The organism is Pararhizobium sp. (genome assembly GCF_035497515.1).
In the GTDB taxonomy this organism is placed as follows: Bacteria; Pseudomonadota; Alphaproteobacteria; order Rhizobiales; family Rhizobiaceae; genus Pararhizobium.
On record NZ_DATJDJ010000059.1, the window covers coordinates 1 to 24,664 of the forward strand.

Annotated in this window: 20 protein-coding genes and 2 pseudogenes; 11 read left to right on the forward strand and 11 right to left on the reverse strand. The window is 60.0% G+C overall.

Annotated elements, in window-relative coordinates; genetic code table 11:
- Positions 1-40 precede the first annotated feature (40 nt).
- The 4 genes from VL202_RS06865 to VL202_RS06880 all read left to right on the forward strand — a co-directional run bounded on the left by VL202_RS06865 (position 41) and on the right by VL202_RS06880 (position 2,796).
- Positions 41-781 (forward strand): response regulator, encoded by a 741-nt coding sequence (locus VL202_RS06865; RefSeq protein WP_325463389.1) that lies wholly within the window; start codon positions 41-43, stop codon positions 779-781.
- On the forward strand, positions 778-2,097 hold the full coding sequence (locus VL202_RS06870; protein WP_325463390.1) for a HAMP domain-containing sensor histidine kinase: 1,320 nt from the start codon (positions 778-780) through the stop codon (positions 2,095-2,097). The genes VL202_RS06865 and VL202_RS06870 overlap by 4 nt, the downstream gene beginning before the upstream one ends.
- 129 nt (positions 2,098-2,226) lie before the next feature.
- Entirely contained in the window at positions 2,227-2,643 is a 417-nt protein-coding gene (locus tag VL202_RS06875) for an organic hydroperoxide resistance protein (RefSeq protein WP_325463391.1), read from the forward strand.
- Between the two features lie 27 nt (positions 2,644-2,670).
- Positions 2,671-2,796 (forward strand): hypothetical protein, encoded by a 126-nt coding sequence (locus VL202_RS06880; RefSeq protein WP_325463392.1) that lies wholly within the window; start codon positions 2,671-2,673, stop codon positions 2,794-2,796.
- A gap of 100 nt (positions 2,797-2,896) precedes the next feature.
- On the opposite strand, the pseudogene VL202_RS06885 reads toward VL202_RS06880, so the two are convergent.
- A pseudogene (locus tag VL202_RS06885) lies at positions 2,897-3,091 on the reverse strand (IS5/IS1182 family transposase); the annotation flags it as partial.
- A gap of 228 nt (positions 3,092-3,319) precedes the next feature.
- On the opposite strand from VL202_RS06885, the gene VL202_RS06890 reads away from it, so the two are divergent.
- Entirely contained in the window at positions 3,320-4,078 is a 759-nt protein-coding gene (locus VL202_RS06890; RefSeq protein WP_325463393.1) for an outer membrane protein, read from the forward strand.
- A 126-nt stretch (positions 4,079-4,204) separates the two neighbouring features.
- Complete coding sequence (locus VL202_RS06895; protein ID WP_325463394.1) at positions 4,205-7,999, forward strand: beta strand repeat-containing protein; 3,795 nt, start codon at positions 4,205-4,207, stop codon at positions 7,997-7,999.
- 260 nt (positions 8,000-8,259) lie between these two features.
- Here the strand turns inward: VL202_RS06895 and VL202_RS06900 are convergent, their stop codons facing one another.
- The 6 genes from VL202_RS06900 to VL202_RS06925 form a co-directional block, all read right to left on the reverse strand.
- Complete coding sequence (locus VL202_RS06900; RefSeq protein WP_325463395.1) at positions 8,260-9,009, reverse strand: ribonuclease activity regulator RraA; 750 nt, start codon at positions 9,007-9,009, stop codon at positions 8,260-8,262.
- Positions 9,010-9,031: 22 nt separating this feature from the next.
- Positions 9,032-10,189, reverse strand: coding sequence for a mandelate racemase/muconate lactonizing enzyme family protein (locus VL202_RS06905; RefSeq protein WP_325463396.1), 1,158 nt, complete (start codon positions 10,187-10,189; stop codon positions 9,032-9,034).
- 39 nt (positions 10,190-10,228) lie between these two features.
- Complete coding sequence (locus VL202_RS06910) at positions 10,229-11,326, reverse strand: ABC transporter ATP-binding protein (protein ID WP_325463397.1); 1,098 nt, start codon at positions 11,324-11,326, stop codon at positions 10,229-10,231.
- Positions 11,327-11,336: 10 nt separating this feature from the next.
- Positions 11,337-12,215, reverse strand: a complete 879-nt coding sequence (locus tag VL202_RS06915; RefSeq protein WP_325463398.1) for a carbohydrate ABC transporter permease — start codon at positions 12,213-12,215, stop codon at positions 11,337-11,339.
- Positions 12,212-13,171 (reverse strand): sugar ABC transporter permease, encoded by a 960-nt coding sequence (locus VL202_RS06920; RefSeq protein ID WP_325463399.1) that lies wholly within the window; start codon positions 13,169-13,171, stop codon positions 12,212-12,214. The genes VL202_RS06915 and VL202_RS06920 overlap by 4 nt, the downstream gene beginning before the upstream one ends.
- 73 nt (positions 13,172-13,244) lie before the next feature.
- Positions 13,245-14,726: a sugar ABC transporter substrate-binding protein gene (locus VL202_RS06925; RefSeq protein WP_325463400.1), complete on the reverse strand. Its 1,482-nt coding sequence runs from the start codon at positions 14,724-14,726 to the stop codon at positions 13,245-13,247.
- 209 nt (positions 14,727-14,935) lie between these two features.
- Between VL202_RS06925 and VL202_RS06930 the strand changes: the two genes are divergently transcribed.
- The 5 genes from VL202_RS06930 (at position 14,936) to VL202_RS06950 (ending at position 19,868) form a co-directional block, all read left to right on the forward strand.
- A complete protein-coding gene (locus VL202_RS06930; RefSeq protein ID WP_325463401.1) occupies positions 14,936-15,646 on the forward strand; it encodes a GntR family transcriptional regulator in 711 nt (236 codons plus the stop codon).
- 52 nt (positions 15,647-15,698) lie between these two features.
- Positions 15,699-16,865, forward strand: a complete 1,167-nt coding sequence (locus VL202_RS06935) for a mandelate racemase/muconate lactonizing enzyme family protein (protein ID WP_325463402.1) — start codon at positions 15,699-15,701, stop codon at positions 16,863-16,865.
- Positions 16,866-16,928: 63 nt separating this feature from the next.
- Positions 16,929-18,290, forward strand: a complete 1,362-nt coding sequence (locus tag VL202_RS06940; protein ID WP_325463403.1) for a mandelate racemase/muconate lactonizing enzyme family protein — start codon at positions 16,929-16,931, stop codon at positions 18,288-18,290.
- Between the two features lie 43 nt (positions 18,291-18,333).
- Complete coding sequence (locus tag VL202_RS06945; RefSeq protein ID WP_325463404.1) at positions 18,334-18,660, forward strand: NIPSNAP family protein; 327 nt, start codon at positions 18,334-18,336, stop codon at positions 18,658-18,660.
- An 8-nt stretch (positions 18,661-18,668) separates the two neighbouring features.
- Complete coding sequence (locus VL202_RS06950) at positions 18,669-19,868, forward strand: mandelate racemase/muconate lactonizing enzyme family protein (protein WP_325463405.1); 1,200 nt, start codon at positions 18,669-18,671, stop codon at positions 19,866-19,868.
- A 163-nt stretch (positions 19,869-20,031) separates the two neighbouring features.
- Here VL202_RS06950 and VL202_RS06955 read toward each other — a convergent pair.
- From VL202_RS06955 to VL202_RS06970, 4 genes and pseudogenes are all read right to left on the reverse strand, one after another.
- Positions 20,032-20,730: pseudogene (locus VL202_RS06955) on the reverse strand (IS6 family transposase).
- 129 nt (positions 20,731-20,859) lie between these two features.
- Positions 20,860-22,041 (reverse strand): LPS export ABC transporter permease LptF, encoded by a 1,182-nt coding sequence (lptF, locus tag VL202_RS06960; protein WP_325463406.1) that lies wholly within the window; start codon positions 22,039-22,041, stop codon positions 20,860-20,862.
- A gap of 187 nt (positions 22,042-22,228) precedes the next feature.
- On the reverse strand, positions 22,229-22,972 hold the full coding sequence (locus VL202_RS06965; RefSeq protein WP_325463407.1) for a phosphatase PAP2 family protein: 744 nt from the start codon (positions 22,970-22,972) through the stop codon (positions 22,229-22,231).
- Between the two features lie 613 nt (positions 22,973-23,585).
- Positions 23,586-24,664 (reverse strand): glycosyltransferase family 39 protein (locus tag VL202_RS06970; protein ID WP_325463408.1); only part of this gene is annotated, 1,079 nt, incomplete at its 5' end.

The following is a 24,664-nucleotide window of genomic DNA, read 5'->3' on the forward strand; positions in this document are numbered from 1 at the left end:
AACTATTGTCGCCTGAGTGCGGAAGTTTGAAAGGCCACAGATGGACCATGTCGATCACATTTTGATTGTCGATGACGACCGCGAAATTCGCGAACTGGTGTCGAGCTATCTGAAAAAGAACGGCCTTCGCACGACGGTTGCTGCCGACGGCCGGCAGATGCGCAGTTTCCTGGAGGCAAGTACGGTCGACCTGATCGTGCTCGACGTGATGATGCCGGGCGATGATGGCCTGGTGCTGTGCCGCGAACTGCGCGCTGGCAAGCAGAAGGCGACGCCGGTGATCATGCTGACGGCGCGCGACGATGAGATGGACCGTATTATCGGGCTCGAAATGGGCGCCGATGACTATTTGCCAAAGCCGTTTGCGGCGCGAGAACTCCTTGCCCGGATCAAGGCGGTGCTGCGGCGTACGCGTATGCTGCCGCCCAACCTGCAGATCAGCGAGGCTGGTCAACTGCTGACCTTCGGCGATTGGCGGCTTGACACCGTCGGTCGGCATCTTCTTGACCGGGAGGGAACGGAAATAGCCTTGAGTGGCGCCGAATACCGGCTGTTGCGGGTGTTCATCGATCATCCGCAACGTGTGCTCAATCGCGATCAGATCCTGAACCTCACGCAGGGCCGCGATGCCGAACTGTTTGACCGCTCGATCGACCTTCTGGTCAGTCGCCTGCGCCAGCGGCTTGGCGATGATGCGCGCGAGCCGACCTATATCAAGACGGTGCGGGCCGAAGGCTATGTGTTCTCCGTACCCGTTGAAATTTCGGTACCGAAGACATGACTGATAGAGGCAAGTCCCGTTTCAACTGCTGGCCCAGGTCATTGCGTTCGCGATTGTTCCTGATCCTTTTGGCCGGACTGGCGGTTGCCTATGGACTGTCCTTCAGCATTCTTTTTGCCGAACGTTACATGTCGGCCAAGGCCGTGATGCTTGGGACTTTGGAAAGCGATCTGGCGACGTCGATCGCAATTCTCGACCGTCTTCCAGCCAACGAGCGGGCCGATTGGCTTGATCGCCTGAGCCGCGGCAGCTATCGCCTTGTTCTGGGGCCAGGGCTTGCCGGTGTTCCGGATTTGTCGGGGCGCGGTGCCGAGATTGCTGACCGGATAGGGCAGGCGGCTGGCAACAGGTTTGCGATCCGCGTTGAAGCCATTCCCGGCGACCACATGCGGCTGCAGGGGCATCTGACGCTGTCGGACGGTTCGCCGCTGACAATCGATGTCACACCGCGCGGCGTGATGCCCTTGGCTGAATGGCTGCCCTATGTCTTCGCCGCCCAGATGGTTCTGCTCATCCTCTGCACGTGGTTTGCGGTGCGCCTTGCCATTCGTCCGCTTGGCGCGCTCGCCGCTGCAGCCGATGCACTCGATCCCGGCAGACAAGGTTCTCCGCTGGACGAGAGTGGACCAAGCGAGGTCGCCCATGCCGCGCGCGCCTTCAATGCCATGCGTGACCGGATCGCCCATTACCTGGAAGAACGTGTGCAGATTCTCGCGGCAATCTCTCATGACCTGCAGACGCCGATCACGCGCATGCGGCTGCGCGCCGACATGGCGGACGAAAGTCCCGGAAAGGACAAGCTGGTAAACGATCTGCGCGAAATCGAGCGCCTGGTGCAGGACGGAATTGCCTATGCGCGCAGTTCGCACGGCAATGGCGAAAAAAACGCGCGCATCGATCTCGCATCCTTCATCGACAGCATCGCCTACGATTATCAGGATACGGACAAGGCGGTTTCGGTAACCGGCATCGTTCAGGGGACTGCCCTGACTAAACCGCACGCATTGCGGCGTATTTTGACCAATTTCATTGACAACGCTCTCAAGTTTACCGGTGCTGCCGAGATCAGCGTCGAGCGACGGGGCGAGGGAAATATCGTCATTGCAGTCATGGACCATGGACCAGGCATTCCCGACGACAAGCTGGGGTCCGTCATGCAACCCTTCTATCGTCTCGAGACGTCCCGCAATCGGGACACGGGAGGCACAGGGCTTGGATTGGCGATCGCCCAGCAACTTGCCGTCTCGATCGGTGGGACGGTGCGGATCTACAATCGCGACGGCGGCGGGCTTGCTGCGGAAATATCGCTACCCTGACGGACCCCACGCGTCGCGTCTACGATGCGATACAATTTAGACCTTTTCGAAAACATGCCGGATACGTCGATGCGGCAAAACACGTCCGTCAACCACGTCGCTCTATGCGAACGAACGAAGGAGTGTTTCATGACCAAGATCGAAAAAGTTCTCTACACTGCCAAGACCCATACCACCGGCGGACGCGACGGTGCGGCGCGCAGCGACGATGCGCAGCTTGACGTCAAGCTTTCGCCTCCGGGTAGCGGTAAGCCCGGCACAAATCCCGAGCAACTCTTTGCTGCTGGCTGGTCCGCTTGCTTCATCGGTGCCCTGGGCATTGCCGCGGGCAAACATAGGGTGGCGCTACCGGCGACGACGGCCGTCAAAGCCGAAGTCGACCTCGGAATGAGTGACGGCGCCTACCTGCTGCAGGCCCGGCTGAATGTCAGCCTTCCGGGGCTCGATGCCGACCTTGCACGAGCTCTTATCGACGATGCTCACCAGACCTGCCCCTATTCCAAGGCGACACGGGGCAACATCGCGGTTGAGCTGAAGCTTGCCTGACACGTTGCCAATACCCAGGAGTGATCGATGAAACGTTTGATCGTTGTCATGCTCGCGCTTGCCGTCTTCGCAGCGCCCTGCGTCTATGACGTGCTCTCGCCGGAACTATCCCCCATGGCCGCGCTGGCCACGGCCATGGGTCTTCCGGGATAGAGAGAGTTGGAGATCGAAGAGGGAGCGGCTGCGAAACAGTCGCTCTCCTTTTTCCATCAGGACTTGTCGCCTTCGTCCTGAAGCAAGGTCGCAGCTTCCCGGCGAGCGCCAGCCCCATCAATTGCAGCACAGATCCCAGCAAGCCTTCGGCCTGGCGCAATCGTAGACCGAACACCAGGCCCAGCGTCAAGCTGCCACGTCGGCGCAGGCCCGCCTCATATTCCTGCCAGTTCGCCACATTGAACTTCATCTTGCCTATACGGTGGCGGGGGGAAGAATTGTGCTTGAATGGCATGGCTGCGGCAAACCGGTTATTGAGATTGCAGCTCGCCTACACCACGATCGCTAAATGATCCGTGCACCAACGTTCATTTTCAGCCCATAGAAATTGTATCGGAAATCACATTGCAATCTTTGCCTTCAGAAGGGATGGTCGATTACCGAAAAGACCTCTATGCTGCGACTCTGCGGGGCGCGATTTGAGGCCCGCATGGGGCGGCGGGTTGGCTCGGGGGGGCATGTTTTGAAGAACAGATTTTTTTGCGCGGCTGCGGCGGCGGGGCTTGTGTTTGGCCTTCAGCCGGCGGCGGCCAATGATCTGGCGTCGCCCGCAAGGAGCACATGGTCCGGCTGTTATGTCGGCGCCAATGCGGGCTATGCCGGTGCGGATGCCGAAGCGACCGATATGCCGTTTATCGACGGCCCCTATGCAGGCCTCGGCATCTCCTGGAACGATCCGGCCTATGAAACCATCGGCTCTCAAGACAACGGTCTGACGGCCGGCGTCGAAGCCGGCTGCGACCGCCAGTTCGATCTTGGCAACCACGCCTTCGTGATCGGCGGCGTGGTCGATTTTGCATTGACGGATCTCGGCGCCACCGGCACCTCGGCGATCGTGGGCGATACCCACACGCAATTCGACATGGATTGGGCGGCAAGCGCGCGGTTGCGTGTCGGCGCTGCCGCTTCTGATGTCTTGTTTTACGCGACTGGCGGCGTGGCGATCGCCAATATCGATGCGCGCGCCTACGACCAGTCGAGTTCTCCAACGAGCGGGCTTATGGACATTTCCGGCGGGGGCACGCAAACCGGCTGGGTGGCTGGCGGCGGTGTCGAATGGCGCTTCAAGCCCGGATGGTCGCTCGGCCTCGAATATTTACACTATGATTTCGGCAGCGTGACCGCGACCGGAGCGGCCACCTTCCCGACCGAGGCCTTCCCGCGCTTCGAAAACGACGTGACCTTCGACACGATCCGCATCGGGCTGAAGTGGCGGATGTAGGCGAACGCCGGCCAGCCGTGAAACAGTCACGGCGGAAAGGCAAACCTCAACGCCAATACCCTTTTGCTGCGGCAGGATCTCCGTGGCGGTGAAAATGAACAACCGGAAATTGCTGGAGCAAAGAAAATGGCCGCACCGACAAACATCAATTTTGACGGTCTGGAAGAGCTGGACGATGGTAATGCCAGCCTTAGCATCTGGCAGGGAGGCGGATGGACGGTTTCCTTTCTGAACAATTCGTCGATCGATTACATCTACGTCGAAAACAACGAACCGCCAATTGCGTCAGGGGCGGACCATGCGCTTAGCGTGATCGGCGATGCTCCCGGTCTGGGGGGCGATGCGGTAAGTTTCGCCTGGACATCCGGTGAGGAGTTTTCGCTCCAGAGCTTCGCAATCACGGCTTATTTCGCCGGCAGCGACAGCATGGATCCTGACATCCGTGTGATCGGCTATCGGGACGGCTCGGTGATAGGCACTGCGACGCAGGATTTTTCGCTCCCGACGGATGGCAGCGTGCTTACAGTGACGTTTAGTGGTGCAGCATGGGGGGGCATCGACGAATTTCGCATCGTTCAGCAAAACGGAACTAGGGATTTCTACTTCCTCATCGACGATATTGCCGTGGGCGCGGGTGCGGTCAACACTTCCCCGGTCGTCGGCGGCGACGGAACCGAGACGCTGACATCGACAGTCGAAGACACAGCCAACGCGGCCTTGACCAACACGGTATCAAGCCTGTTCGGCGGCCAATACGACGACAGCGCTGATGCGTTCCCGACCGCCTTCGCCGGCATCGCCGTGGTCGCCAACGGCTCAACCACCGGTACCGGCCAGTGGCAGTATTACAATGGCTCGGCCTGGGTGAACATCGGTACGGCCTCCACGTCGTCAGCGGTGACGATTGCCGCCAGCACGGCGCTGCGCTTCCTGCCGGCCACCGACTTTAACGGCGCAACGCCGTCCTTGACCGTGAAGCTCGTCGATTCTTCGGGAGGCGCGCTGACGAACGGCACAATCGTCAACGTCACCACCAGCGGCGGCACGACGGCGTATAGTTCCGGAACGGTGGTTCTCGATCACTCCGTGACGGCCATCAACGACACGCCAACCGTACCATCAACGGCAACCACCGTCGGCGCCACGGAACAGACAGCGGCGGCCCTTCTGGGTTCTGTTGCAGTCTCCGACATCGAACTGGACGCCCTCAACAGCGGCAACGGCAACTACGCCGACGCGAGCTTCACCGTGCAGCGCGCTGCGGCCAATGCTGCGGACAGTTTCGGCTTTGCCTCGGGCGGGTTGTTCACGGTGAGCGGCAGCAATCTGCAGCTCGGTGGACTGACATTCGCCACCTTCACCAATACTGGCGGCGTGCTGACGGTCAGCTTCACTAGTTCGGGGACAGCGGCCACAACCGCCCTGGTCAGTGACGTTATCAAGCATATAACCTATACCAACACCAGCGATGCACCACCCTCCAGTGTCACGCTCATCTATACGCTGAACGACGGCGCGCCGGGCAATGGACAGGGCAGTGGCGGAAGCGCTACGGCTGGCGGCTCTGTGGTGGTCAACATCACCGCCGTCAACGATATCCATAGCGGCGGCGCCAGCGTCACCGGCACAGCGGCGGAAGATCAGGTGCTGACCGCGGTCTCGACCCTGGCAGACGCTGACGGGCTCGGCACGCTGCACTATCAGTGGCAGCGCGATACCGGCTCAGGCTACGTCAATGTCGGAAGCGACCAGACCACCTACACGCTTGGCGACGGCGACATCGGTGGCGTGGTTCGTGTGGTCATCTATTACACCGGTGCCGGCGGCACGGTGGAATCGGCGACCAGCTCTGGGACAGCTGTTATCACCGCGACCAACGATGCTCCGGCCGGCGGGGTTTCGATCACCGGTACGGCGACCGAAAACCAGGTATTGACAGCCAACACCGCCGCCCTTTCCGATGCCGACGGTCTCGGTACGCTTCACTATCAGTGGCAGCGCGACACCGGCTCCGGTTATGTCAATGTCGGGACCGATCAGACCACCTATACGCTTGGCGACGGCGATGTCGGTGGCACGGTCCGTGTCGTCGTCAGCTACACCGACGGCCAGGGTTTTTCCAACAGCGTCACCAGCGGCGGTACGTCCGCAATCGCCGCAGTCAACGACCCCCATACGGGCGGCGTATCGATCAGCGGCACGGCAACCGAAAATCAGATGCTGACAGCCGTGTCGACACTTGCGGATGCTGACGGCCTCGGCGCGCTGCACTATCAGTGGCAGCGGGACACCGGCTCCGGTTATGTCAATGTCGGGACCGATCAGGCGACCTATACGCTCGGCGACAGCGATGTCGGCGGCATCGTCCGCGTCGTCATCAGCTATACGGATAGTCAAGGGTTTTCCGAATCCTCGACCAGCGCAGCGACTGCGTCCATCACCAATGTCAACGATGCCCCCACAGGCGGCGTATCGATCACAGGCACGGCAACTGAAAACCAGATTTTGACGGCCGACACCAGCACACTGGCAGACGGCGACGGTCTCGGTACGCTTCACTATCAGTGGCAGCGGGATACCGGCTCCGGTTATGTCAATGTCGGGACCGATCAGACCACCTATACGCTTGGCGACGGCGATGTCGGCGGCACGGTCCGTGTCGTCGTCAGCTATACCGACGGCCAGGGTACGACCGAGAGTGCAACCAGCACCGCGACCGCCGCAGTGACGGGCGTCAACGATGCGCCGGTTCTGACCGGTGATCTGAAGGCCACCGTCAAGGAGGGTGGCAGCTACAAGCTGACCACCACAGACCTCAACTTCACCGATGTGGACGACAGCGCCTCCGGCGTGCACTTCAAGATCTCCAGCCAGGCGGCTGGCAAGGTGCTGGTCAATGGCGTCGCCGCGACCAGCTTCACCGGTGCCGAGCTTGCCGCCGGAAAGGTCACCTTCCTGCACAACGGAACGGAAACGACGGCAGCGAGCTTCAAGGTCTCCGTCGAGGATGGCAACGAGGACGGGTCCGCGCCGGTCATCAAGACCTTCAATTTCACCGTCACCCCGGTCAACGATGCGCCGGTTCTGAATGCGACGCAGGTCCTGACGTCGATCGCTGAAGATGCCTCGATGGCATCGGCACGCAAAGTCGCGACACTTGCAATCATCGATGCGGACGGCGGCACCAATACGCTTTCGCTGAAGGGCGCGGATGCCAAGCTGTTCGAGATCAAGAACGGCGCGCTCTGGCTAAAAGCAGCCACGGCGCTCGACCACAAAACCAACGCCTCGCTCGACGTGACGGTGCTTCTTGACGATCCTTCGATCGGATCGAGCTACGAGTCTTCGGAAGCGTTCAAGATTTCCGTCAAGGCCGTCAGCGGAACAACGGAATCGGGTACATCCGGCAACAACACGTTGACAGGCACAAACGGCAACGACACCCTCGATGGCAAGGGCGGCAATGACATCATCAACGGCGGCGCGGGCAACGATACGCTGATCGGCGGAACAGGCATTGACACGCTCTTTGGCGGTACGGGTCACGATATTTTCAAGTTTGTGACGACAGAGGATTCTGCTCCGGGGTTTTCCGGTTTCGTCAATAATGGAGCGCTGAATTCGCTTTCCGGCGATGGAAAACGCGACATTGTCGCCGATTTCGTGCATGGCGAGGATATTCTGGATGTTTCGGCAATGGATGCGAACACGACCCTCTCGGGCAATCAGGCTTTCGTCTGGAAGGGCGCGGGAAGTTTCTCGGGCAACTCGGGCGATCTGATTTACCGGATCTACGATTTCACCGGCACCGCCAACGACAAGACTATCGTATATGGCGACGTCGATCTTGATGGGCGTGCTGATTTCCAGATCGAACTGGCCGGCATCCTTCATCTCGTAAAGGGAGATTTCGTGCTCTAAACGAAGAAGCCCGTCGGTTTTTGAACTGACCTCATCAAGTAGGGCAGTTAAGCATTTACGGGCGGTCCAGTTCCCTTCAAGGCCTTTTTGAGGAGACTAGGTCACTCGGCGTTGTCGAACTCGGGCGAGATTTGCCAAGTTCTCGAAACGTCGAGGAAGGAACAGGTGATCGCCTAGCTGTGCCAGCGCGTCGAGAGCAGATAACCCGATGGCATCGGTCTCGGAAACAATCAGCGCAGAACGCGCAATCGACCTATACGCTAGCCTCCGCCCTGCCGTTGGTTCGCCTTTTGCCAATCCTCGTACTCGCCGCGCGCATCGTCGTGCAGCGGATAATAGCGTTGCAACGATCCGCCACCCATAAGCTTCATTCGGGAGAACTCCTCCCAATCGTGGTGCTTCTGCGACTCGTCGATAACCTTCGCGGCCATCGAGACCGGAAGCACCACCACCCCGTCGTCGTCGGCGATGATGATGTCGCCGGGAATCACCGTGACGCCGCCGCAGGCGATCGGAACGTTGACGGCATTGGGATAGATGCTGGTCTGCACATGGTAGTTGGGCGTCCAGCCGCGCAGCCATAGGGGAAGATCCAGCTTCTCGACATTGGGCCGATCGCGCATGCAGCCGTCGATGACGATGCCGGCGCCGCCCCGGCCTTTGAAATAGGTCGACATCATGTCGCCGAAGACGCCCGAGCTCATGTCGCCCCGCGCATCGACCACGACCACGTCGCCCTCCTGCGCATGATAGAGCACATGGCGATGCAACTGCGTCTCCGGATCGGCATATTCTCCCTCGGTGAAGAGATCCGGCCGCTGCGGCATGAACTGGAGCGTCAGCGCCGGGCCGACGATCGATTTGCCACGATTCTGCGCCACGGGGCCCACCATGTGCGGATTGCGGAAGCCCATATGGCCGAGCGTGCCGGCAATCGTCGCGGCGCCGATGTCCTTCAGCGCGTCGATCAGGTCCTTGGGCGGTCGCGTGATGTCGGGTATATGCGTCATTTGAGACTCCGGTGATTGGAAACTACCAGTTCGTGACAGAACCGTCGCGGCGCCTCAGGTGAGGCGCTTCCCAGAAACGAAAGCTCTCCGCCTTGATCGCCTCTTCATTGACCTCGACGCCGAGGCCCGGCAGGTCGCTGACGGGATAGTCGGCGCCGTCGAGGCGCGGCTGCACGGGGAAGAAGTCGGAATTGTCGAAACCCAGCTGTGCCTCGGGCGCCCTTGTCTCCAGCCAGGCGAAATTCGGCACCGCGGCGGCGAGATGGATCGTTGCGGCCGTGCAGACCGGGCCGAGGGGATTGTGTGGCATCAGGTCCACGTAATGCGCCTCACTCCAGCCGGCGACCTTCATCGCCTCGGTGAGCCCGCCGACATTGCAGACATCCAGCCGGTTGAACTGATGGATGCCCCGCTCGACATAGGGCAGGAACTGCCACTTGCTGGCAAATTCCTCGCCGATGGCGAAGGGTATATCGGTCATCCTGCGCAGGGATTCGTAAGCCTCCGGCGTCTCGTCCCGGATAGGCTCCTCGAGAAAATCGAGCACGCCGCGGCCGAGCTTGCTGCAGAAGCTCGCCGCCTCGGCCACCGACAGCCTGTGGTGATAGTCTATGCCGAGAACGACATCGTCGCCCAGCGCCTCGCGCGCCTTGTTCAGCATTCTCGCGGTAGGGCCGATCGACTCGCGCGGTTCGAAGATGTCCCTGCTGCTCTGCCCCACGGGGAAGAAGCGGATCGCCTGCCACCCCTGCGCGCGCAGTTCGCGTGCGCGTTCGATGGCGACATCGCCCTCGGCCTCGTCGCCCGTCGAGGCGAAGGTGGGAATGCGGGCGCGCTGCTTGCCGCCCAGCAGGTCGTAGACCGGCACGCCGAGCGCCTTGCCCTTGATGTCGTGAAGGGCGATGTCGATGGCGGAAAGGGCCGCCTGCAGAACGCGCCCGCCTTCGAAATACTGGCTGCGATAGGCCTCCTGCCAGATCCGGCCGATCTGCATCGCGTCTTTGCCGATGAGAAAGTTGCGATAGTGCTCGACCGCGCCGGTCACCGCCTTCTCGCGGCCGCTCAAGCCGCTCTCGCCCCAGCCGAATATGCCGCTGTCCGTCTCGACCTTGACCAGCATCTGATTGCGTATTCCCACCCATACCGGATAGGGCTTGATCGCGGTGATCTTAAGCGTCATGGCCGTTCATGCTTTCGTTCGATACGCATATGCTCCGTCTCAATCGGCCGTGAGGGCCATTTCCGTTTCGCCGTCGAACAGATGCATCCGCTCCTGGTCGAACTCGAGCCAGACCTGCTCGTCAGGTGCGATGGCGGTGTTCGGCGATACGCTGATATTGACGATGGCGCCGGACAGGATCGCCTGCACGAAAGTGACGTCTCCGGTCGGCTCCACCGTATAGGCCTTGGCAGGAACGCTTCCCGGCACTGCATTCTTGTGCATCTTGATTGTCGAGTGACGTGCGCCGAGGACGACTTTCCTGCTGCTTGCGTTTCCGACTTTCCGGACGTTCTGTGGCGAGAGCTCGAGGTGCCAGCCTTCCGCACTGGTCAACGTGGTCTTGCCGCCGGCCGTCGACGCCTCCAGGGGCACAAGGCTCATCGCCGGGCTGCCGACGAAGCTGGCGACGAACATGTTCACCGGATGGGCGAAGACCTGCGCCGGTGAATCATATTGCTGGAGATAGCCGCCGTTCATCACGGCCATCCTGTCGGCCATGGTCACGGCTTCGAGCTGGTCATGCGTCACATAGATGATCGTCGCCTTGAGGTCCTGGTGGAAGCGCTTGATCTCCGAGCGCATCTGCACGCGCAGCTTCGCGTCGAGATTGGAGAGCGGTTCATCCATCAGGAACACCGCCGGATCCCGGACAAGGGCGCGGCCCAGTGCCACGCGCTGCTGCTGTCCGCCCGAAAGTTCGCGCGGCTTGCGCTCGAGCAGTTCCGTCATATCGAGCACGCGCGCTGCTTCCCGGACCTTCCTGTCGATTTCGTCCTTTGGTAGTCTGCGCATCTGCAATGGGAAGGCCAGGTTCTTATAGACCGATTTTTGCGGATAGAGCGCGTAGTTCTGGAACACCATCGCGATGTCCCGGTCCTTGGGATCGAGGTCGTTGACCACCCGGTCGCCGATCGCGATGTCGCCCGACGTGATGGGGATCAGCCCCGCGACAAGATTGAGCGTCGTTGTCTTGCCGCAGCCCGAAGGGCCGACGAGCGCGACGAATTCACCGTCATTGATCGTCAGCGAAACATTGTTGACAGCTTTGAAGCTGCCATAGGCCTTGACCAGATCTTTGAGGACGACATGCGCCACCGGCAACTCCCTAGTGCTTGACTGCGCCTTCGGTAAGGGCGCGTACGAAGTATCGTTGCAGGACGAGGAACAGAACCACGACGGGGACGCTCATCAGGAAGCTGGCCGCCATCAGGCCCGGAAAGTCCGTCGTGTTTTCCGAGAAAAAGCGCTGGATGCCGACCGGCAGCGTGAGCTGCTCGTTCTTGCTCAGGAAGGTGTAGGCATAGATGTATTCGTTCCATGCGCCGATGAAGGAATAGATCGCGGTGGCGATGATTCCGGGCGCCGAGAGCGGCATCACGATCAGGATAAAGGCCTGGAAACGCGTTGCCCCATCGATGCGCGCCGCCTGTTCTAGCTGCACCGGAATGTTGTCGTAGAAGCCCTTGAGGAGCCAGATCGCCAGCGGCAGGCCGAATGTGAGGTAGGTGAGAACAAGCGAGCCATGCGTGTTCACCAGCCCGATCGCGCGCATCAGGATGAAGAGCGGTACCAGGAAGATCACCGCCGGAAACATGTTGCGCAGCAGGACGGCGAAGAACAGAAAATTCCGTCCCGGGAAGGTGAAGCGCGAAAACGCATAGGCCGCGGGGACCGCCACCACGACCGAAAGGATCGTCGTGACAGTGGAGACGAAAATGCTGTTCCAGAAGAAGCGCAGGAAGTCCTGGCCGACGCTGTTTTGCGGATCGAGCAGTTTCTCATAGCTGGCCAGCGTGGGCTCGTCGGGCCACCATTGCGGCGGCAACTGCATGGCCGCGAAGCCGGACTTGATCGAGGTAAGCAGCATCCAGATCATCGGCAATGCAGTGTAGAGCAGCATGAACACGAGGAAGATGCGTCCGCTCCACCGCCATCCGTCGATGTGCGCACGGCGGGGGACCTGCCTTGGGAAAGCCGGGCTCATGCGCTGCCGTCCTTCCGCTCGTTGCTGCTCAGTGCGCGGACGTAGAAGTAGCCGAGCGACATCAGGGTCAGGAACAGCAGCACCGAATAGGCCGATGCCACGCCCCAGCGCTGGCGGCCGAAGGCGAGCTCGTAAATGTGGGTGATCCAGATATGCGACGCGTTCGACGGTCCGCCGCCGGTCATGATCCAGGGGATGATGAAGGAATTGAAATTGGCGACAGCCAGCAGCAGGACCGTCACCGTCGAGACGTTTCTTAAGTGCGGGAATGTAACGTGCCAGAAGCGCTGCCAGGCATTGGCTCCGTCAACTTTCGCCGCACGCAGCAACTGGTCGGGGACCGTCTGCAAGCCGGCCATCAACATGATCATCGCAAATGGAAACTCGCGCCAGATATTGACGACGATCAGCGAGGGCAGCACGGTGCTGACGCTGTCGATGAAATTCGGCGGTCGGTCGGCCAGTCCGAAGCCGACCAGCACCGCGCCGATGATCCCGAAGTCCGAATGGTATATCCATTTCCAGATATAGGATGCCGCGACGGCGCTGATAACCCAAGGAATGATCAGGATGGCGCGCAGCAGGCCCCGGCCGACAAAGTCATTATGGAGTGCAAGAGCGCAACCGAGCCCCAGCACGAATGCGATGAAGGTGGATCCCACCGTCCAGATCAAGGTGTTCGACGTGACCTTCCAGAATACCGGACTTGTGAGGATGGAGGTGTAATTGTCGAAGCCGACGAAAATCTTGTCCCGGAGCTGCAGGCCGGGCGGTGTATTGAAGAATGACAGATCGATCGTGTAGTAGATCGGATATGCAATGACGATGAGCATAACGACGATCGCGGGAAGCACATACGCATAGTCGGCGCGGTGCTCCCAGATCTTTCGCAGTACCCCAGACCCAACGGGTTGCGGTCGTCGGCGAACCTCAGCCTTGTCGGTCAAGATCGTCACGTTGATGTGCCCTTGTTTTTCGGAATGAACCGGCTGCGATTGCGCGCAGCCGGCCGATGGCGTTCATACTGGACTAGAGCCCGCCGCCCGTCAGTTCCTTGACCTTCTTGGCCGCGTCATCGGCCGCCTGGTCGACGGTCATGGCGCCTGTCAGGGTATTCTGTAGCATGTCCGGGATGATGATGTTCATGATCTCGGGAGTCTCGGGCAGGGCAGGGAAGGGGATGCCGTAAGGCAGCATCGACGTCGTGACATCGAGGAACTTGATGTTATCAAGTCGTTCCTTCATCCACTTGGTCTTGAAGCCGTTGAGATTGCCCGGATTCGAGCCGGCATAGGCCATTTTCAGCGACCATTCCGGGCTCGCCCACATGCAGGCGATAGCCTTTGCCGCCGGCTCGTCCACCTTGCCGCCCTCGACATATTCGGGCTTCAGGATGTGGATGTTGGAGCCGCCGAACACCACGGCGCGTTTGCCGTCCGGGCCGGTCGGAATGAGCCCGTAGCGCATGTTGTCGATGACGGTCTGCGCCTTGTCCTTGTCGGTGCCCGTCGCCTTCTTCTGCAGATCGAGCATGACATTGTAGTCGGACGGATGCGAGACCATCATGGCAAGCTGGCCGGCCAGGAAGAGAGGCTGGTTATCGGCCTGCTGGTTGGTCAGCGCCGAAACCGGGACCGACTTGTCGCGAACATACATGTCGTAAGAGGCCTGCAGCGCCGCCTTGCTCTGCGGGCTGTTGAGCTCCACCTCCTTGTATGTCGGGTTCGCGGTGGCTTCGTCGAAGACGCCGCCACCATAGGCCCAAAGCTGCGGCATGAAGCGGTAGGGCGTATTGCCGGCATTCTTGCGCGCCACAAGGCCGTAACCGGCTATGCCGAGCTTGTCGTGAATCTGCTTGGAATATTTGACGACGTCGTCCCAGGTCTGCGGAGCCTTGTCCGGATCGAGGCCCGCGCGCTTGAAGATATCGGCGTTCCAGATGAACGCCATCGTCTCGTTGTTGGTGGGAACGCCATAGATCTCACCGTCCCAGTTCACAGCTTTCATCGCGCCTGGCCAGAAGTCCTCGGTCGGATATCCGATATCCTCGGGCTTGAGCGGCTGAAGATAGCCCTTCGCGGCGAATTCGGTGCCACCCAGGATTTGCAGGCGGACCGCCATGGGGCCGGCATTGCCCAGGAGCGCGGTGCGGAACTTGTCCAGCAGGTCGTTATAGGTGAGAGCCTGCTCTTCGAGCTGGATGTTCGGATAGGTCTTGCGGAAAGTCTCGAAGAAATCCTTGTAATACTGGCGCAGCAGGTCGGGGTCGCCCTCGAACACGCCCTGGTACCAGAATGTCAGTCGCCCCTTGTAGTCGAGCGGGGTGACCTTGCCGCAATCGGCGGCTGTGTCGAAATCCTTTGTGCCGGCAATGGAGCGCACATATTCTGGCGACCATTTGCTCAAGTCGACCGGTGGCTCGGCTCGCGCCGACGCCGCCATCAGTGATGTCATCAAAGCAATAGAGACAGTGCCGCGCAGGACGGCAGCGCCGAGTGAAATCCTCGTCATTGGGTCTCCTCCAGATCCTCTCCCATTTGCTCTGCGTCAAGGTGAGCAGCTTTGCTCGCCGGCCGCGGGACCGTTTGATAAATGTATCCCTTTGAGCAGTTCATACGTTTTCAGATCACAGATTATATGTCAACTGGGTAAAATCGTACATTGTTTGCCGGAACTTTGCGTGATATCCGAACAGCATGTGTATTGATTTGGAGGACGGATTGTCCGAAACGAGTGATTTCAAGGCAGAACCACCCGAAGGGATCGACGCCATCGGCGCGTCCAACGAGGGTGCCTCGCTTTATAAACTGATCAGGGACGACATCATCGAAGGCCGGCTCGCCGCTAACGAACGGCTTGTGGTTACCGATCTTGCGCGGCGCCATGGCACGTCGACCAACCCGGTGCGCGAGGCGCTGCAGCTGTTGCGCGGGGAGGGCTTCGTCACATTCGTTCCCAATCGCGGAGCCCGTGTCCGGCCCATCGATCAGGATTTCGTTCGCGACATCTACGAAATCGGCGTCCTGATCGAGCCGGCTCTGACCCGATGGTTCGTGAGCATGGCCACCGTGGAGGACATTGCCGAACTTGAACGTATCCAGGCCTTGATCGAGGAAAACAATTTCGCCGACCCGCTCCGGCATAGCGAGCTCGACACCGCCTTTCACACCGTCATGTATCAAAGGCACTACAACCGACATGCCGCGGAGCTGTGGTGGAAGCATCGAGAAGTGCTGCGCGCCGTGAGCCGTCGTTTCAACTTCACGCTCGCACGGCGTGCCGCGATTATCAGCGAACATCGCGAACTCATCGCGCATGTGAAGGCAGGAGATGCGGACGAGGCAGCCGAACTGATTGCGCGTCACGTCGAGGGCTCCGGCCGGCATGTCCTCGAACACATGCGTGCGCGCAGCGCTGCACGGGCAGGGTAATACGCGACCAGGAATTTCTTTACCCCACACATTCAGACAAAGGCAGTTTGAAATGAAAATCACCAGCGTTCGGCCGTGGCTAATCAAGTCAAATGCTTCTTATTGGGGAGAATTCCTGTTCGTCGAAGTGACGACCGACGAGAGCGTGAGCGGCTGGGGGGAGATCACCACTACGACAAAGCTCGCCAACCGCGCCCTCTGCACGATCCTGCGGCAGATCGGTGCCGCCGTGACAGGCGAGGACCCGGCGCGCATCGAGTATCTGTGGCACAAGATATTCCGCAGCTTCACCTATATGGGGAGCCGTGGCGCGGCGGTCGAATGCGTGAGCGCCATCGACATCGCCCTCTGGGATATAAGGGGCAAAGTCCTCGGCAAGCCGATTTATGAGCTGCTCGGCGGACCGGTCCGCGAAGAGATCTCGCTCTACACCCACCCCAACCAGGCCAAGTTCACCAGCAAGGAAGCTGTGATCCGCGAGATCAGGGATATCGTCGAGTCCGGCCACACCGCGCTCAAGTTCGATCCTTTTCCGCAACAGGGCCGCACCGCCGATGGTCAGGCCCGCGAACAGCGGGATGGTTATCTCGACGGCAGCATGACCCGCAAGGACGAGCGCGAAGCCGCCGAGCTCACAGCTCTGATCCGCGAAACGGCAGGCCCCGATGTCGACATTCTTATCGATGCCCATGGCCGCTTCGACGTTCCCACCGCCATTCGCCTCTGCCGGAGCCTCGAGGAAGCCGGCCAGATCGATTGGTTCGAGGAGCCCTGTCCACCCGAGAGCCTGAACGCCCTCAAGCAGGTTCGTGAGAAGGTCAGCGCCGCCATCTCGTGGGGGGAGCGCGGCCACACCAAGTGGGATTTCGTGCCGGTGCTCGAGAACAAGCTCGCAGACTACATCATGCCCGACGTCACCTGGACCGGTGGCATTACCGAACTCAAGAAGATTTCCGCTCTCTGCGAAGCCTACTACATCCCGGTCTCGCCGCATGACGCCGCAGGGCCGATCAACGTGGTTGCGGGCGCGCAGGTGATGATGACCGTTCCCAATTTCTACAAGCTCGAAACGTCGGAATGGAACCTGGGCAAGTACGATCACCTCATCGACAGGCCGCTCGATGTTTCGAACGGCAGCCTCAAGCTCACGTCGAAGCCCGGTCTCGGCGTCGAGATGAACCGCGACTACCTTCAGCACCACGAGATAGAGGTGGGCTAGCAAAGCTCCATGCCGCCCGGGCATGCGCAGCGACAGACCCGCCGACCAGAACGAGGATAAATCATGCCAGACGCAGGTGGAGCCGACGAGGCGCTCAATCGGGTGAACCCGCATTCCAGGCCGTCCGACCTTCGCATCACCGACATGCGGGTGGCCGAAATCGTCGGCGCGCCGTTCGAGTCGGTGCTGCTGAAGATTTACACCAACCAGGGCATCGTCGGGCTTGGCGAGGTCCGCGACGGCGCCAGCGCCACCTACGCCCTGATGCTGAAGAGCCGGTTGCTGGGCGAGAACCCCTGCGACATCGACCGCCTGTTTCGCCGGATCAGGCAGTTCGGTGGGCACGGCCGGCAAGGCGGCGGCGTGTCGGCGGTCGAAATCGCGTTGTGGGATCTTGCCGGCAAGGCCTATGGCGTTCCCGTCTACCAGATGCTCGGCGGCCGGTTTCGGGAGAAGGTGCGCGTCTACTGCGACACCGACGCCACCGTGCCGAGCGGCATCGAGACCGGCAAGCGCCTCAAGGAGCGCATGGAGCGCGGCTTCACCTTCCTCAAGATGGATCTGGGGCTGATGCAGATCGCGGACGTGCCAGGTGCGGTCGTGTCTCCTGCCGGCTCACTCGAAGGATACCGCAAGGACCCCCTCCGTGGTCCGCTCAAGACCATGGAAGAGCGGCGCGCCCGCAACGCCGCCTACGATCTGCATAACGTTCCGCACCCCTTCACCGGCCTCCACTTCTCGGACAAGGGCCTCGACTTCCTGGAGCAATACATCGCCGAGGTTCGCGAGGTCATCGGCATGGATATTCCGCTCGCCATCGACCACATCGGCCACATCTCGGTGCAGAACGGCATTCGCCTCGCCAGGCGAATTGAAAAATATGTGCCGGCCTGGCTCGAGGATGTGATCCCCTGGCAGCTCACCGAGCAGTATAGGCAATTGCAGGACGCCACCACGGTGCCGATCTGCACCGGCGAGGACATATACCTCAAGGAGGGTTTCGAGCCCCTGCTCAAGAGCCGCGGCGTCTCCGTCATCCACCCGGACCTGCTGACCAGCGGCGGCATCCTGGAGACCAAGAAGATCGGCGACATGGCGCAGGACCATGGTGTCGCCATGGCCATCCACATGGCGGAAAGTCCAATCGCCGCAATGGCCGCTGCACATGTCGCGACCGCGACCGAAAACTTCATGGCGCTCGAATATCACTCTGCCGATGTCGACTGGTGGGACGATATCGTCACCGGCCTCCCCGGGCCGCTCGTGAAGGACGGCTTTATCACTGTTCCGGACAAGCCGGGCCTGGGGATCGACGACGTCGTCGACGAGGTGATCTCGCAGCATCTGCAGCCGGGCGTCGCCGGCATCTGGCAGCCCACGGATCAGTGGAACGATGAGTATTCCTGGGATCGCACCTGGAGCTGACTGGCTGCGCCTTGGAAAAACATAACAAACTTCAGGAGCGACCATGATCTACGAACTTCGTATCTATGATTGCCTGCCGGGCCGCCTGCCGGCACTGCTCAAGCGCTTCAACGACCACACCCTGGCCCTGTGGAACACGCATGGCATTCGCCAGGCCGGTTTCTTCACCACGGTCGTCGGCGAACACAGCCAGCGCCTCACCTATTTCCTGGCCTGGGAATCGCTGGCCGAGCGCGAGGTGAAATGGAAGGCATTCACCACTGATCCGGCATGGCTAAAGGCCCGCGATGAATCCGAGGCTGATGGCCAGATCATTGCCAATGTCATCAATCAATTGCTGGCGCCGACCGCTTTCTCGTCGGTGAAATAGAGGACGCCATGAAAATCACCGACCTCCGCTGTGCCGTCATCGGCAAGCACCCCATTGTCCGTATCGTCACGGACGAGGGTCTCTATGGCCTTGGTGAAGTCGAGTTCACCAAGGCCTACCACAAGCCCTGGGTGCTGCACTTCCGCGAGGCGCTGATTGGCGAAGACCCGACGGACGTCGAGAGAGTGATGCTGAAGATCCGCCAGCGCGGCTCCTTCAAGCCCTACGGCGCGGCGGTCAGCGCCATCGAGCATGCGCTGTGGGATATTGCCGGCAAGGCCGCGGGCGTGCCCGTCTATAAGCTGCTCGGCGGCAAGGTGCGCGACCAGGTGCGCGTCTATAACGGCTCGATCCGCCGGCAACGCACCGGCGACCGGCCGGAGGATTACGCCTCCGACGTCAAATGGATGATGGAGCAGCCGCAGAACTTCTTCATGATCAAGCAAGGAATTTCGTTCCATTCCAACATGAAGGACACCATCGAGGGCTTCCACTACGGCGTGACGCAGAACAAGGCCGGCTATCACGGTGCCATGGATCAGGGCGTGATCAGCGAGCGCGGTTTCAATCACATGCTCGACTGCGTCATCGCGATGAAGGAAGTGCTGGGCGACAAAGTCAGCCTGGCGCTCGACTGCGGCCCCGGGTGGATGCTGCCCGATGCGATCAAGTTCGCGCGTGCGGTCGAGAAGTACAATCTGATGTGGCTCGAGGACATGCTGACCGGCGATTATGTGCCATGGGTCAATCCGCAGGCCTATCGGGAGCTGACCACCTCCACCTCGACGCCGATCCATACTGGCGAGCAGATCTACCTGCGGCACAATTTCAAGGAACTGATCGAGACGCAGGCGGTGCGCGTCATCGGCCCCGATCCGGCCGATATCGGCGGCATTGCCGAGCTCAAATGGGTTGCCGAGCACGCCTACATGCACTCGATCCTGATGGCGCCGCATGGCACCGCCAACGGCCTGCTGGGCCTCGGCGCGTTGATCAATGTCTGCGCCACCTTGCCTGCAAATTATATCGCATTTGAATATCCGAGCGCCTCCGATCCCTGGTGGGAGGACCTAGTCATCGGCCTGCCGAAGCAGATCGTGAAGGACAGCATGGTCGACCTGCTGGAAGCGCCGGGACTAGGCCTTGATATCGACGCCGAAGCGGCCGGGAAATATCTCAGCGAAGAGGATGCCGCTTTCTTCGACTGAACCTTCTTCAGCGGCCTGATCACCTTTCACAAGTCGCCGTCGTGGCGTTCCGGGCGGCAAGTTGGAATTGAGAACCGTCGCCATGCAAATGTGGAATGAAATCGCACGCCGGTGTTGTCACATTAAGTTGCGCAGGCCGAGATTGGGCTGACGCTCTCGGATTTTAGGCGAGGCATGCCGCAATTTTCCATGCCTCGAATGCTTCGAGGCGATGGTAGCGAATTGTTTGTGCGGCGCGGCGGCGGGAAGGAACAGAAAAGCAATTGCGGGTAGCGGAATGCATGGAGACGAACCGCTGTAATGCTCCCGGCGATCGGTGACCCTGTAGGGTTCGTTCTCGTTTTCGAAACGGCAGATGGCTGTTCTCGGCCCGATTATTGAGGCCCTTGTGCGACCAATGGTTAAGGCCGGGAGCCACGTCCGCCTTTGCCGCGCCGTAGGAGTGGAGCTTATCAGTGATGATCCGTTTGGGAACAAGCCACAGCGCTTCATCAATGCCACCAGCAGGCGCTTGGCCGCCCTTCTGCCACGCCGCTTCTGTAATATTTCTTCGAGAACGGCGCCATGCCGATCGACTGCGCGCCAGAGCCAGAATTTCTCTGCGGCGCATTTCACAACGACTTCGTCCAGATGCCAAACATCGCCGGCGCGCCTGCCGCCGCCGCAGGTTGCGGGCGATCTGGGGTCCGAACTTGGCGATCCAACGGCGGATCGTCTCATATGAAACGTCTATCCCACGCTCGAGGAGCATTTCCTCAACTTCACGCAGGCTCAGGTTGAACCGCAGGTAAAGCCAGACCGCGTGAGAAATGAGTCGCGGCGCAAAACGGTGACGCTTGAAACTAATATCTGGTGTCTGCATCGCCGAAATTTATGCGCAACACGTTGGGCAGCAACCCACCAGCCCGCTTAACGTGACAACACCCGGGGTGGAAGCTACAATGTGAGCCGGACCACATCAACTGTGAAAATCCACCCTACCTACTGCCCTTTAAGGATCCGGCGCGCCGCGCCCGCCGGAGGATTTCCGCCGCAAGGGGTGGCGCACGCGGTCGAGCAGATCGGTCAGTTTGGCGTTCGAGCTGACCGGCATGCTCAGTCGGCGATTACCGGCCAGCTGCCGGATGGTAATAATGCCTGTGGCAAGCGGGATGATGTACATCAACGGGATGAAGACGCGCGAATCCTCGGCATTATTGGCGGCGTAGAACGTTGCCCAGCGCACTACTAACGTGATCATGAGGGCGCGCGCCATCGGATGCAGCCGCGCCTCGCGATGCGAACGGGCATCGCTACTGACCACCAACGCGATCAGCCCGAACAGGATCGGGAAAGTCCACTCGGTGAAACGGCGATGCAGCTCCGCGTCATAAGCGCCTGGATTCTTCTTGTAATTTTCTTCCGTGACGTCAGGTGCCAGAAGATAGCCGAGGCTGCGGTCCTGGGCGCGGATCGTCACGACGTCAGCCATCTTCGTCAGGTCCGTAAGGTCGAAAGCGTAGGAATCGAACTTGATGATCGAAACGCCGCCGTCCGGCAGTTTGCGGTGAACTTCGCCGTCGCGCATCACCAGCGCCGAACTGGTTTCGTCCACGGCCCCTTCACGGGCGTAATAGATGAGTTCGTAACCTGGATCGCGCGAATCGGCGACGAAAATTCCGCCCAGCACGCCATTGTTGCGCCTTGAGGCAACCTGCACATAGAGCCCGTCGGCAACCTTGCGGAAAGTGTTTTCCTGGACGACAGAGGACAGCAGGTCGGCATGGGCGGTTGCGATCATCTGGCGCGCCGCCTGCCGTACGATGGGTTCTATAAAGTCATCGACGGCAAAGGAGAATAGGGCAAGCACAACGGACAGCATCATGATCGGCCGGACGACGATCGACCGCGATCCGCCAGCCGCTTCGATGACGGTCAGTTCCGAATCGCTGTTCATTGTCGTCAGGGTCTGGGTAACACCGATAACCAGCGCAAAGGGCAGGACAAGCGGGATGATTGTCGGCAGGATGAGCGTCGCCAGCTGCAGGAAGGCGCCCATCGACTGGCCGGTATCGGTAACAAGATTGATCCGCTGAAGCGCCTGTGTCGTCCAGATGATGCCGAGAACGGGCAAAAGCGCCGTCAGGAACATCTGGAATACACGTCGCAGAATATATGTCTCGAAGATGGTCATCGCAGCCTTGTCTCGGGAAGATCCGTATGCGCCTCGCGGACCGAAACCGGTGGGCGGACTGCGCCCCTCAGTTCGTTAAGAAGCGCGCGCGTTGCCACCGGGGTGGCTGTGTCTCGTCTCTCATAGCGCTGTCACTTCGCTGATCGGCCTTCAACTGCGCGGAAGCTGGCCACTTCGTTGCGTTCAGTTATTTGGCAGAGAATATAGCGTCGATCTGCGGTGCGTTTCGCGAGAATATTCGCCATAAGAGGACCGCCAAAACCAACATCACATTCCATGCGATAATTACATCTGACAGGAAGTGCGCCCCATGTAAGACTCTGGTGAACGAAAAGGCTGCTGCCAGAACGCCGATCGCTACGAGATAAACAATCGAATATTTTGGCTTAACAAACACGACGAGTGTGAGCAGGGCAAAGGCACTTGCCGATTCTCCCGAGATGAATGAACAATTCCTGGCGCATTGGTTAGTGAACTCCCAAGGGGGTGTGAAGAACGCGTTGCCGCCAAATTCTTGGAGAGCTCTTGGGCGTGCTCTTGCAACGAGCATCTTGATCAGGTGAACAGACAGCCCCGGTCCCGCCGCAAAAAATGTTATTACGAACAATAACTTGTGCGGCGCAAATGGTTGCTTGAAACTTCTCGAGAACGGATTTGGAATGAGCAGCACCGCGGCAATCCCTATCACGGCCCAAGGCAGAAACCTATTGACGTCACGAAATGCGATGAGGGCGCTGTTGTTGTTCAATTCAAAGCCCGCGCCCGCATTCCAAAAAAATTGACTTACGAGTAGATCCACTTCCGGAACTGCCGCAAAAATAATGGAAACGAAGCCCAGAAGTATGAACGCCTGTAAGAGGAAATCATTCGTCTCGTCAGTCGCGGGTTTTGACGTTGTTTTTTCGGATTGGTTGAGGTGAGTTACGTTCATCCGTGGTTCCTCGCTGAGGACCACGTTCTCTCGCCGGATTGTCAAGTGTTGACGGAGAACCGGGGAAGGGCATGTCAAAATCAGTGAATTTGACGATGATTTCTTCTCTCGTGCTGGTCGTGGACGATGGGGAAAGCCTCCTCCTGGAAAGATATCTTTAGGAGCCGCTACAGGACGACCAAAGCATCACAGGCCTTACGGCTCCAAGCGCATACGGCAAGCGTCCACGCTGGGCTGAATATGGCGATGACGCAGCATTTGAATGTACGTTAGTTTGGGCACAAATTTGGGGATTTAACCCGGGACACCGGTGTTAGATGATATCGCATCAGTATAAGCCCGTCCTGCTTCCGGATGGCTGGATGCGTGGCTTCGACCGTTTCAAAGAGGCTTGGGGCTTTCTCAGAGGCCGTTTCCGACCGTCTCGTCCGCTCGAATAAGAGGCCGGGGGCGGTGCACAATTCGGTAGGGAAGGCGCCACGGAAGCCGTAGCGCTGTAGTTCAGCCACTGACCAGACGCGCACTTGCGGAAAACGAAGCGCGACCGATCCGGTTCGAGCGTAATCGGTCGTAGCGATCCATCTTGCGCAGCAAACGAATTCTGGAATTGCCGCTAACGTCGCGGGTACGGCAGTGGATAGCGAGATATGAGGTTGCGTCCGATTGCGACTTCCGCTTCAAATAAGATTTGATTGCCGATCTCGACTACAACGGGGGCCTGGCGATCAATGCGGCTGAAATGCGGACGAGCCGTTTTCAGGCCACGGGCAAAGGTATTGGGGCGGCCGATGAACAATACATCGCGGCCGATCCAGGCTGCCGGGTCTGCTAGGAAGGAGAAACCGCGAGGGTCATCGCCAAACACCAGAACTGTCGCCCGTGGGCCAAGCGCCTCGGCGAGACGGGAAGCTTCCACCCAGCTGAAGGCGAGGACTAAAGGATGGCCTTGCGGCGTTGTCACAGGCGTCGGCAACAGACCGCGCTCAACGAGGTTGTCGGCGAGGCCGCGCCAGGTCAACGATTCCACCAGAAACGTATTGAGACCCAGGCGGGCGATGAGGGATGATGACGGTGGCGTGTATCGGATCAACGTTACCGCACAGATCGCGAACGCAAGGACTGCGGCCGCTGTGACAGCAAAGCTTTGGGCTGCCTGATGAGGTGGGTGATGACGAGCCTCCAGTGAGGCGATGGCGTGGCCGAGTATCGGCAGCAAGAACAGCCACCCCGGCATCTGCCAATGCGGCAGGGCATCACCACCCCAAAGCGGCACCGCAGTGAAGAGGATGATCGAAGGCAGGCCAAGTGCTGCCAGGAATGCGACCGGGCCTGCGCGGGTACTGCTCGCCCAAAGCAGTGAGATCGTTGCTGCGAGCGCAGCGATCAATGTCCATGGACCGAGATAGGCAGCCTGCCCGAACACCGAGCGAGCGAGCCCGGACCAATTCGGACCGCCCGAGCCGACACCGCGCGACGACTGGAAAAGGAATGAGATCCAATCATGCTGCAGGTTCCAAATGAGGACCGGCGATACCACGAGCCCGGCGATCGCTACCGCCAGCCAGGGTGCCGGGTTAATGAGGCGACGGCGGTGGGGCGTCGCGAGAATAAAGACCGTCGCGCCGACAGCGAAAAGCGCAGCGTGGTATTTCGAAAGTCCGGCAAGCCCGAGCGTCAGTCCGGCGGCAAGAG